Here is a 10,791-nt window from a genome sequence, read left to right as displayed (position 1 = left end):
TGCGGGGACGGCTGCGCGTCGGGCGTCATACCCGGGAGCCAACGTGGAGGTGCTACCCCGGTAGGGGGTGGAAGGGCGGGGGCACCGGCCTACTCACCCGGGGTGACCAGGCCGGATTCGTAGGCGAAGACGACCGCCTGGGCGCGGTCGCGCAGGTCGAGTTTGGTGAGGACACGGCTGACGTGCGTCTTCACCGTCTGTTCCGCCAGGACCAGTGTCTGCGCGATCTCGGTGTTGGACTGGCCGCGGGCGACGAGAGTGAGGACCTCGGTCTCGCGATCCGTCAGCGCCTTCAGCCGCAGCGCCGGCTTGCCCCGGGCGGTAGGGCGCTGGCGGGCGAAGTCGGCGATGAGCCGGCGTGTGACGGACGGGGCGAGCAGCGCGTCGCCCGAGGCTACGACACGGACCGCGGCGATCAGGTCGGCCGGCGGGGCGTCCTTCAGCAGGAAGCCACTCGCGCCCGCCCGCAACGCCTCGTAGACGTAGTCGTCGACGTCGAAGGTGGTGAGCATCAGCACGCGTGGCCGGTGGGTGGTCATGCCCGGCGAGGACGCGAGGAGGCGACGGGCGGCTTCGAGGCCGTCCATCTCGGGCATGCGGACGTCCATCAGCACGACGTCCGGACGGGTGCGGCGGCTCAGCTCGACACCTTGCACGCCGTCGGGGGCTTCGCCCACCACGTCGATGTCGCTCTGCGCGGCCAGCAGCGCGGCGAAACCAGCCCGCACCATGGCCTGGTCATCGACGATGATGACGCGTGTCCTCACGTGAAGTTTCCTCTCCTAGCAGGCAGTTGTGCGGCGACCCGGAAACCGCCGTCCGGCAGCGGCCCCACGTCGAGGGTGCCGCCGATGATGCGAACCCGCTCACGCATCCCGACCAGACCATGCCCGGTCCCGCCCTCCTCCAGCGGTCCGGCAGGCGCTTCGGGCGGCGGACCGTTGACGACGAGCACGGTGAGCTGGTCCCCGGCCTGCGACACCGATACCCGGGTAGGGGCACCAGGTGCGTGCCGTACGACGTTCGCCAGTGCCTCCTGGACGATGCGGTATGCGGACAACCCCACCGCCTCGGGCACCTCGGCGTCGCAGTCGGTGAACGTCACCGGCGTGCCCGATCTTGCCGTCGCCTCCACCAGCTGTCCGATCCGAGTCAGGTCCGGCTGGGGTGCGAGCTCGCCGTGTGCTTCCTCATTCCGCAGCACACCGAGAAGCCGTCGCATCTCACTCAACGACTCACGCGCGGTAGCCGCGATCGACGTAAGCTCCTCCTGCGCATCCGGCGGCAGCCGCTCCAGACGATACGCCGCAGTGTCCGCCTGCACCGTGATCACGGACATGTGGTGCGCCACCACATCATGCAGCTCACGGGCGATGCGAGCGCGTTCCTCCAGCAGCGTCCGACGCTCACGCTCCGCCTCACTGATCGTCTCCTGCTCGGCTAGCCTGCGCTGCACCTCGTGACGCTCACGGAGCACACCGCCCAGCAGAAGAGTGACGCCACCAAGAATAGTGAGCAGAAGACTCTTCGCGTCCATGCCGTGCGGCGCCGCGAACCCCAGCCCGACGTTCGCGCCCGCCGTCGCCAGCCACACCAGCAGCAGCGTCCGGCGCGACTCACGCAGGCCCAGAGCCAGGCACAGACCGACGTACCCCACGATCTCCATGGGCGGGAACGGCCACAGGAGCCGCTCCTCGAAGTCCACACCGAGCAGAACCACCGCCCCCGCCACATCCGCCGCGAAGATCATAAACCAGGCACGCAACGGTCGTACGACGGCCAGTAACAGCGGCGCCGCCTGCGCAACAGCCAGTGCACTCGCTACGGCACCGTTCAGGCCGTAATCAGCGGTGAGGACCACGATGGTCGTGGGCAGCAGGGCGACACACAGCACGAACGCCACACCCCCCGGCAACAGCCGCACCCACCGACGCGACGCTCCCGCGAGCAGCGCACGGGGACGTTCCTTCACTGAAGTCAAGGGACCACCTTCCTACATGCGACGAGAGGGATTCGGAGGACGCGTAGCCATCAGGCGGATCCCACGCAACCGTAGTCAACTGTCACCAGTCGCGTGGCCGCGTCGCTGCCGCTGGGCGGCGGTCAGGCGGCGAAGAAGGCCGCCACGTCGGACGCACAGACGTGGCAGGATCCGGCAACTCCTTGCCGAGCGGGTCGTCCGTCCGTGATGACGAGGGGAAGGTAGAAGGGCGGCGACAGGCGGGGCATCACACCCAGGAGCCAAGCCGGCGGTGCTACCCCGGTAGGGGGCGGGTGACAACGGCACGGTGTGTGCCGCCATCTCATGGCGTTGATTCTCACGGAGACACATGCACATCTGGTCGACGTGAACCCGTCCTTTTTGTGCCCCGGTTCGCCTCGGCACCGCGAGAAGCCGCCGCCTCGACCCCTTACAGCGGAGCGTCCGTCTGCGCGGGTGCCGGGGCGGAGAAGGCGGCGAACGCGGCGTCCAGCAGGTCGCCGAGGTCTTCCTGGCCGCCGTTCGCGCTCCACTGCCCGAGGACGATCCACAGGCATTCGAGCGCTGCTGCGGCGCGCACGTTGGCGATGACCGGTGATCCGTCGGCCGGGGAGGCCGTCTCCCGCAGCCGGGCGACGATCTCGGGTCGCCATGCGGTCTGCTTTTCGCGGAGCCGTGCGCACAGGGCCGGGGTCTGGTCGACGAGACCGAGAATCGTCACGAGGTGCTGGACATCGCGTACGAGGAAGGTAACGGCTGATTCCAGGGCGTTGCGCAGCCTGCTCCAGTCGTCCTCGTTGGCTCGGTCGGCGTCGAGCGCGTCCGTGATGACGTCACCGACGGGGTCGAAGACGAACAGGACCACGTCCTCCTTTGTTCCGAAGTAGCGCAGGAAGGTGCTCCGCGACACTCCGGCAGCCTCGGCCAGGTCGGCGAAGGTGACCTGGTTGAAGCCAGTAAGGCAGAACCGGTTGAACGCCACGCGGGCCAGCTCTGCCCGTACCGCGTGGCGGCCGATCTCACGGGTACCGACGGGTGTTGCACTCATGGAGCCAAGTGTACTTCGCCATACACGTTTGCCTTTATGCGCCTCGATATCTAACCTGATACTCAGTGTCAGTCGCGATGCTGAGATTCGCGATGCTTTCCAGTCGGCGCCGGTCACGCGCCGGTCTTCATGCGAAGTGGAGCCACCCCATGAGCTACGACGACCTCTCCGCCCTGACGATCGATGTCTCGGACGGGGTCGCGACGGTGAGAATCGACCACCCGCCGCTCAATCTGATGGACGCGGTCCTACTGCCGTCCCTGCGGGCGTTCGTCGCGCGGGCGCGCGACGACGCCGACGTCCGCGTCATCGTCTTCGAGAGCGCCGACCCGGAGTTCTTCATCGCGCACGGTGACATGGCGTACCTCACCGATCCGGACGCACTGCCCGCAGCCACCCGCGCCGCGATCGCGGCCGCACCGGAGGCGACCATTCCCGAGGGGCTGAACATCCTCCAGGCGCTGAGCGAGGAGGTCCGCTCGCTGCCGCAGGTCACCATCGGCAAGCTCGCGGGTTTCGCGCGTGGCGCGGGCAACGAGTTCTTCATGTACCTGGACATGCGCTTTGCGGCGATCGGCAAGTCAGGACAGGGGCAGCCGGAGTCCTTGATGGGGATCCTCCCCGGGGGCGGCGGCACGGTGAACATGACGCGCCTGGCGGGCCGGGCCCGCGCGCTGGAGCTGATCCTCGGCGCCGAACTCGTGGACGCGGAACTCGCGGAACGCTACGGCCTGATCAACCGTGCGCTGCCCGCCGGGGAACTAGATGCTTTCGTCGGCACCCTGGCCCGACGCATCGCCGGCTTGCTACCGGAGGTCGTCTCCATCACCAAGGCCGCGGTCGACGCGATCGCTCCTCCGATTCCTCACAGGGCGTATGCCGTGGAGAACGAGGGGCTGTACGCGGCGTTCGGCGACGACGTCACCGAACTTGCCCACAAGCTCGTCGCCGCCGGTATCCAGACCCGTCAGGGTGAACGGGACCACGAGCGCATCGCCAACAGCATCTGAGAGGTCGTTTTAACCTGGATTACCCATGTATCCAGCGGTTTTCAGGCCCTCGGGTTGTGGTGCTCGTGCTGCTGGAGATGCGGAGTGAGTCTTGCTGGTCAGGTGGGGTGACAGGTGAGGCGGGAAGTGACTTGTGCCTGTCTCATCCCAGGACGCCCGGCCTTCGCGGACGCGTGCTTCCGTTGGTGTCGCTGTGCGCCTGGGCGCACTCGGTCCGCGGCAGTACGCCGGAAGCATGCCGACGCGACGCCCGTATCCGAGTGATCTGTCTGATGCCCGCTGGGAGTTGATCGAGCCAGTGCTCTCGGCCTGGCGCTTCGAGCGCCGCGGCAGGGCCCTGGACTTCGGCCGGCCGCCGGAACACGACCTGCGCGACATCATGGACGCGATCTTGTACGTGGACCGCACCGGGGTTCAGTGGCGCTACCTCCCGCACGACTTCCCGCACTGGAACACCGTCTACGGCTACTTCGCCAAGTGGGCGGACGAGGGTGTGTTCGCCCAGCTCAACGGCCTGCTCCGGCAGCTCCTACGGGAGAAGGAAGGACGGGACGCCGAGCCGTCGGCCTGCGTGATCGACGCCCAGAGCGTCAAGACCTCCACCAGCGTGCCCGCCGCCGGCCAGGGCATCGACGCCGGGAAGAAGATCGTGGGCAGGAAGCGGAACATCGTCACCGACACCCTCGGACTTTTACTTGCCGTGCTGGTCACCGCGGCAAGCGTGCAGGACTCCGCCGCCGGCGCCCGGCTCCTGGACCAGGTCGCCGCCGACCATCCCGGCATCCGCAAGGTCTGGGTCGACGGCGGCTACCGCCAGCACCTCGTCGAACATGCCGCCACCCTCGGCATCGACATGGAGATCACCGCTCGAAAAAGTCTGGGACCAGGGGTTTCACTCCGGTCCCGAAGCGGTGGGCGGTCGAGCGCGCCTACGGCTGGCTCATGCTGCACCGCCGCCTGGCCCGCGACTACGAAACCCTGCCCACCCGCTCCGAAGCCGTGATCCACATTGCCATGACCGACCTCATGGCCCGCCGCCTCACCGGCGAAAACACCATCTCCTGGCGCGACCCGACAGCACAGACCAAATAGCCGATTCCGGGATGAAACATCGGGCGAAAACGACCTCTTAGCCGGAATGCGGACGATGGCTTCTCAGGATTCCTAGTCCTCGGGCGCGGGCTCGGGCTCGGGGTCGGGGTTGGCGTGCCAGGTGATGGTGACCTGGCCGTTGCCGCCTGCCGTGCCGGTCTGTGCATTGGGCTTGGGGCTGTGGCCATCTGTCTCCGTCACGGCCTTCCTGCCTCCGTCGCCCCCGGTGGCGCCCTTGCCGCCGTCACCGCCCTTGCCGGGGCCCTCCTTCGTGGCCCGCCCCGCACCGCCGTTGCCACCGGTGCCCGCGGCGCCGGCATACGTGTACGTTCCCGGCTGCCCGGGAGCCCCGGCGGCTCCGGGCTGGCCGGGCTCACTCCGGTTCAGATTCCGTTGTACGGATGCGACCTTGCTGCCGGCGTAACCGCAGCCCGCAGGGCCCGTCTCGGTACCGGTCTGGCCGCCGGCCCCGGCCCTGCCGCCATCGCCGCCGCCTGCATAGAAGTTGGGGGCGTTGCCGCCGGGGCCGCCGTTGCCGCCGTTGCCGCCGTTGCCCCCGTCGGCGCCACCGGAAGCAACGGCCAGGCTCATGTACTGCGGCTGGGTGTCCATGTTCGCAGGACGCAGCAGGCTGGTCCGGCCCTCCAACGTCGACGCTTCGGCCGACCCGACCACCACCTCGTACGTCTGTCCCTCCTGCAGGCCGGTCAATCGGCATTCGACGAAGGTCCCGGCGGTTCCGGCAGCTCCGCCACCGCCCCCGGCTCCGCCGCCCCCGCCGCCGTTCGTGGTGCCGTCACCACCGGCTCCGCCGTAACCGCCGTTACCGCCGTGGCCTCCGGCGCCCCACACCTTGACGGTTGCCTCGGTGACACCCTTGGGCACCGTGATCGTGTGCTTTCCGGGCTGGGTGGCGGTGAACACGTTGTCATCGGCGTGGGCGGCGGGAGCAAGCGTGGCCGTGCCGATGGCGCTTGCGGCCAGTACGGTCAAGGTTGCTGCGGCCCGGGCCAGCCGATGCGATTTCGGGTTCGAGTCTGGTTGAGTGTCGGCCGAGGCGGGAGTAGCGCAGGGCAGTTTTGAGAGGCTCAAGGGAACAACTCTTCCGTTCAAGGTCAGGGCAGATGTGACGGTCCGGCCGTCCGCTTTCCGCTTGCTCAACGATCATGTGTGAGCCCGGAAACGGCCTGGTCACGTAGTCCCCTGACCACGAGGATCTATCACCCCAACCGATACGACCTGTTCGCCTGGGCAGCCACTGGGGCCGCTCCTGCTGACTCTCACTGCACTGCACGCGAGGCTTCTCATCGTGATGTCAGCCGGAGCAGGGACTGGTCGTCTCTTGCTCGGCACGTGGATGAGACACCGCCGGCGCTCTTTGCGACCGCCGGGGGGGTGCGTGTGGTCCGGCATGAGGTGCAGTTGCGGCGTCAGACGGCGTCGTCGGCATGCTGCGGGCCGAGCCGGCCGTATTCGGGCCGCTCGCCTCCGACCCAACGGTCTCCCGCCTCATCGACACCCTCGCCGGCTACGGGGAGAAGGCCCTGTCAGGCCATCCGTGCCGCGCGGGCCGAAGCCCGCCATCAGCGGGGCCCGCTCCGGCGAGGCATGGGCATGGCGGCTCGACGACCTGGCGCCCTCGCTCGAAGAGGTCCGGACCGTACGCAGGCCCCAGGGCTAGAGCAAGGCGGAGGCCTACGTCGAGCTGGCCAGCCTGTCCGGGTTGTCCCGGACCACCCTGCGCCGCTGGCTCACCGAGCGGCACGCGCTCATGGAGCGTGTGCAGGACTCCACCACGGCACTGGGGGTCTCCCTGCACCCCAACCACCGCGGCGAGCACCTCGTCCCGCCCGGGACTCCCCTGGAGTCGCGCGGTCTCTACCGTGCCTGGACCCGGGCCGTCGAGCAGACCAACGCCCAGATGGCCGGCGAACCCTCGTGAGTTCCCCTGCCCACCCGCATGGAACAACTCCGCCGCGGCGTCAGCCCGAAAGCCTCCCCGGCGCCCCGGCAGCCCGATGCCGAACAGGCGGTCGTGCTCCTGGACGACGTCGCCGCGTGCGGCCGGGCCCTCGCCGCGGCGCGCCGTTCCGGCGAGCCGGACACCACCGAGGAACTCGAAGCGCGGCTGTCCTGTCGCAAGGCCCTGCGGGCGGCGTGGGCCGAGGGGATCGAGCACGCCATGCAGCTGTCCGCGCTCGTCGAGGCGGGCCTGGCCGACACCGCCGACCTGACGGCCGCCGGGTGGGAGCCCGCCCTGCTCGACGCGATCGAGCGGGCCGCCGGATGGGGACGCCCCTCCACGGTCAAACCAGAGTTCCGGAGTGTGAAAAGGCCCCCTGGAATTCGCCTCAGCCAGGAGGGGGGCCAGTGAGCAGATCTTCCGCGCGGCTCTCGCCGTCCGGCTAAGCCACCGTCAGACAGCTGGCGGCCCCGAGGAGTCAGGCGTCGCGGAAGGCGGGGATGTTGCCGGAACCGACGGCGTCTGTCCGAAGGAGTCTGTACTCGCCGGCGCCGAAGGGACGGGTCTGTCCGTCTCGAAGACGGAAGGATCCTTCTCCAAGACCAGGTAGAGCGTGGTGACAACTCCCAAGCCGACGAGAAGCGCCGTGCCCAGCTTGGGGTTCTGGTAGGCGACGTAGACGCCCAGGCCACCGAGAGCCAGGACGACGATGAGAGCCAGGGTCATCGATGACCACCTTCCGAAAGGCGGACGACGATCTTGCTGGACGATCGATGAGAGTAGGTTTGCCCGTTTTCAAGCATTCCATAGCTCGACTGATCTGCCCTCAGCCCTTTAGAGGTCCTAACAGAGTGCTTGGACGCGCCGGTGCAGGATGAGGCAGACCGCCAACTGCAGGAAAGCGTCGTGGATGTCGTCCCGGCGCTCCCAACGCATCTTCAGATGCCGGAAACCGTGCAGCCACGACAGTCCGCGCTCGACCACCCATCGGTGGATGCCCAGGCCCGAGCCGTGCATCTGCCCGCGGCGGGCGATTGAGCGGGGTGATACCCAGGGTGCGGACCTTACGGCGGTTAGCGGTCGTGGTCGTAGCCGCGATCCGCATACAGCCGCCACGGCCAAAACCGGGGGCGCCCGCAGAGGCCGCGGACCGCGGGGACCGCCTTGAGCAGCGGCATGAGCTGGGTGACGTCGTTGCGGTTGCCGCCAGTGAGCGAGACAGCCAAAGGGAGGCCGCGCGCGTCGGCGATCAGGTGGTGCTTCGAGCCCGGCCGGGCGCGGTCGACCGGACTCGGCCCGGTTTTGGGCCGCCCGCAGCCGACGAAGCCCACATCGCCCACCTGCACCGGCGCCACCTCGACGCCACCCACCAAGCCCTGACCGACCTGATCCGGCAGCTCACCGACCTCTCGCGAGACGGCCACCGGCGCCACGCGATGCGCAATCACCTGACCCCTGGACCTGCTGCGCCAGGACCTCACCACACTGGCCTCGACCATCGACACGCGACGCCGCACCTGCACCGAACTACGCACCCGCCTGAACACCGGCCTCCCATTCGGTCAGGACCCCGCCACCGCCCACGACCTGGAAGGCCTCAAGCGGCGCTACGCCGACACCCAGACCGAATGCGCCCTGCCCGTCACCCTCGGCCGCACCTTCGACCAGGTCCGCACCCCCCGCCCCCACACGCAACCGCCCCCAGCACTCCGCCGACCCTGCAACACGCCCCTCCCGCCGCACCACCCCCTCCACACAGGCCACCACTGCGGCGCTTCACCCAGGCCCTGCCGCTGGCAGGACGGCAGGTGCTTGACCGAGCCGCCCCGGCAGGTCTGCTCTCAGGAGGTGTGCCGTCCGTTGACGGCCTCGCCCACAGCTCCGACCCCCGCGCTGGAACGGCACTGCCTATTCGGGGCCGGCGCAGGACCAGCACGGAGTTCGGACGGTTGTCGGCAGTAGTGTCAGAGGTCGAGACAGCTCGTAGCGGGCACCTCGGCGGGCAGGCCGGGGGCAGTGGGATCGACGAGGGCCGTGACGTCACCGGCCGCCTGGGTCAGGCAGGTGATGGCCGCAACCGGGTCGGGGACGGCGCTGGCGGGGGTGGCGAGGGCTCCGAGGAGAGCGAAGGCCCCGACAGAGACAGTGGCAGCTACGCGCTTTGTGGTGTTCATGCACTGCCTAACGATCTTCTCAAGAGCAGGCAACTGCACAGCACAACGAGTGCCGCCAGGCCGTCGGCAGGGCGGTCCAAGCAGGTCTCTTCGAACCGTTACGCCCACTCCACTCCCAGCTCCCGCAGCACGGCGAGTTGCTCGGCGGTGAGCTTGTCGCGTCTGGCGCGGGTGTTCGATACCCATACGCCCAGGCGCACTGGTACCGGCTCGGCCTCGCCATCGACCACGAGCTCCACGACCGCGCCGCGCGGGACGGGCCGCTGGGCGCCCTCCCGCTCCACCCACTGCGCCAGGGCGGCCAAGCCATGCTGGAACGCCCGCTGCGCCTTGGGCGGACCTTTCGCCGCGCCCCTGGTCGTCGGGGCAGGAGTCAGCGTCCGAGCGGGCTGTACGCCCAGCGCGGCTAGCCGTTCCTGCTGCTCGGTGGACAGGAGTCTCCAGTCGCGGCGTTGTCGTTTCAGCCAGCGTCCGAGGTCGTCGCCGTCGAACGTCACGCCGGGTGCGATGTCGGGCAGGAGCTCGCCGGGTTCGTCGGCGGCGAGGTGGGCGAGGTGGCGGTAGTGGCGTTGCCAGTCCAATGGCCAGGGGCAGTTCCAGTCGGGGTCGATCGCGGTCAGCTGCTGCGCCCGCCGCGCTGCGCGTTCGGGGTTCTTGCCGAGGCCGCCCTTCCTGCGGAGGTTGGCCAGGTGCTGCCCGATGGGTACGGGACCGCCGCCGGCGGGGGCGTCCCACACCGCATCCTGCCGCGGGGCGAGGTGCCCGGTGGCCCGCCGGTAGGACCGCAGCGCGGCGAGCTTGTTCTCCCACGCTTCTTCGCCCGGCTCCCACACCATCCCGGTCTCCGGGGCGTCGAGCAGGGTTTTGCGCCGGTCCTCCAGCTCCTCGGCCCGCAGCGCCTTGCGCTGCTGGTGGACCCATCGCCCTAGCGGAAAGGCCTTCGTGACGCCGACCTCGGTCTCCGTGTCGTAGGGGACGGCGTGCAGGCCGGTGATCTCGTTCTCGGCTCGCCACCGGAGCAGGGCCTGGTAGCCCTCTAGCCAGACCAGGGACTCCGGCCGGTACACCCGTGTGCGCAGGAACGCCGCGATGGTCGCGGCGTCGCGCGGGCTTGAGAAGTGCAACAGGGCCGCTTCGGCGGCGGACTGCGCGTCGTCGTCCTCCTGGCCCTCGCCGCCGGCCCCGACGATCCGCCCCTCTTCGTCACGCCGGACGTGGACCTTGCGCTTGCCGCTCGTGAGGGCGCGGGAGGCCAGCTGTTCGACCAGACGTTCGTCATGCGAGCGCAGGCCCTGGAGGACCGCTACCAGGGGACGGAACGAGGCGCTGGCGACCATGTCCTGCGGGTCCTCGCCGGGCTCCAGGAACACCGGCACGATGATCCTGGCGACCTTGGTGGACCCGTCCTTGTTGAGCCGGAGGGCCCGGCCGATGTTCTGGACGATCTCGACCTGGGAGCCGCGGGTGTCGGCGAAGCAGATCGAGTCGACTCCCCGTTCGCCGGTGATGTCCACGCCTTCCCC

General features: G+C 69.2%; 10 protein-coding genes and 3 pseudogenes. 5 read left to right on the top strand and 8 right to left on the bottom strand.

The genetic code is table 11. From position 1 onward, the window contains the following. Window positions 1-89 precede the first annotated feature (89 nt). The 3 genes from ACZ4V6_RS34055 to ACZ4V6_RS34045 form a co-directional block, all read right to left on the bottom strand. The gene (locus ACZ4V6_RS34055) at window positions 90-767 is read right to left on the bottom strand and encodes a response regulator (protein WP_467834797.1); all 678 of its coding nucleotides are present in this window, start codon (window positions 765-767) and stop codon (window positions 90-92) included. Further along, window positions 764-1,981 carry a sensor histidine kinase gene (locus ACZ4V6_RS34050; protein WP_467834795.1) on the bottom strand — a complete coding sequence of 406 codons (1,218 nt, stop codon included), beginning with the start codon at window positions 1,979-1,981 and terminating at the stop codon, window positions 764-766. The genes ACZ4V6_RS34055 and ACZ4V6_RS34050 overlap by 4 nt, the downstream gene beginning before the upstream one ends. A gap of 430 nt (window positions 1,982-2,411) precedes the next feature. Beyond that, complete coding sequence (locus ACZ4V6_RS34045; protein WP_467834793.1) at window positions 2,412-3,029, bottom strand: TetR/AcrR family transcriptional regulator; 618 nt, start codon at window positions 3,027-3,029, stop codon at window positions 2,412-2,414. A gap of 149 nt (window positions 3,030-3,178) precedes the next feature. Between ACZ4V6_RS34045 and ACZ4V6_RS34040 the strand changes: the two genes are divergently transcribed. Continuing rightward, a complete protein-coding gene (locus tag ACZ4V6_RS34040) occupies window positions 3,179-4,039 on the top strand; it encodes an enoyl-CoA hydratase/isomerase family protein (RefSeq protein ID WP_467834853.1) in 861 nt (286 codons plus the stop codon). Between the two features lie 235 nt (window positions 4,040-4,274). Further along, a pseudogene (locus tag ACZ4V6_RS34035) lies at window positions 4,275-5,131 on the top strand (IS5 family transposase). 72 nt (window positions 5,132-5,203) lie between these two features. Here the strand turns inward: ACZ4V6_RS34035 and ACZ4V6_RS34030 are convergent. Continuing rightward, window positions 5,204-6,223 (bottom strand): hypothetical protein, encoded by a 1,020-nt coding sequence (locus ACZ4V6_RS34030; protein ID WP_467834791.1) that lies wholly within the window; start codon window positions 6,221-6,223, stop codon window positions 5,204-5,206. 350 nt (window positions 6,224-6,573) lie between these two features. Here ACZ4V6_RS34030 and ACZ4V6_RS34025 point away from each other — a divergent pair. The 3 genes and pseudogenes from ACZ4V6_RS34025 to ACZ4V6_RS34015 all read left to right on the top strand — a co-directional run. Next, window positions 6,574-6,712 (top strand): annotated as a pseudogene (locus ACZ4V6_RS34025) (IS1380 family transposase); the annotation flags it as partial. A 142-nt stretch (window positions 6,713-6,854) separates the two neighbouring features. Next, on the top strand, window positions 6,855-7,073 hold the full coding sequence (locus ACZ4V6_RS34020) for a hypothetical protein (RefSeq protein ID WP_467834789.1): 219 nt from the start codon (window positions 6,855-6,857) through the stop codon (window positions 7,071-7,073). A gap of 18 nt (window positions 7,074-7,091) precedes the next feature. Beyond that, window positions 7,092-7,505 carry a hypothetical protein gene (locus ACZ4V6_RS34015; protein WP_467834788.1) on the top strand — a complete coding sequence of 138 codons (414 nt, stop codon included), beginning with the start codon at window positions 7,092-7,094 and terminating at the stop codon, window positions 7,503-7,505. 42 nt (window positions 7,506-7,547) lie between these two features. Here the strand turns inward: ACZ4V6_RS34015 and ACZ4V6_RS34010 are convergent, their stop codons facing one another. From ACZ4V6_RS34010 to ACZ4V6_RS33995, 4 genes and pseudogenes are all read right to left on the bottom strand, one after another. Then, window positions 7,548-7,820, bottom strand: coding sequence for a hypothetical protein (locus ACZ4V6_RS34010; protein WP_467834786.1), 273 nt, complete (start codon window positions 7,818-7,820; stop codon window positions 7,548-7,550). A gap of 117 nt (window positions 7,821-7,937) precedes the next feature. Beyond that, window positions 7,938-8,416, bottom strand: a pseudogene (locus tag ACZ4V6_RS34005) (IS5 family transposase); the annotation flags it as partial. A 642-nt stretch (window positions 8,417-9,058) separates the two neighbouring features. Then, window positions 9,059-9,268: a hypothetical protein gene (locus ACZ4V6_RS34000; RefSeq protein WP_467834784.1), complete on the bottom strand. Its 210-nt coding sequence runs from the start codon at window positions 9,266-9,268 to the stop codon at window positions 9,059-9,061. Between the two features lie 98 nt (window positions 9,269-9,366). Beyond that, window positions 9,367-10,791 (bottom strand): helicase associated domain-containing protein (locus tag ACZ4V6_RS33995; RefSeq protein WP_467834782.1); only part of this gene is annotated, 1,425 nt, incomplete at its 5' end.

It is taken from the genome of Streptomyces sp. NPDC029152 (genome assembly GCF_055564355.1).
This window is presented reverse-complemented; position numbering and strand designations above follow the sequence as displayed.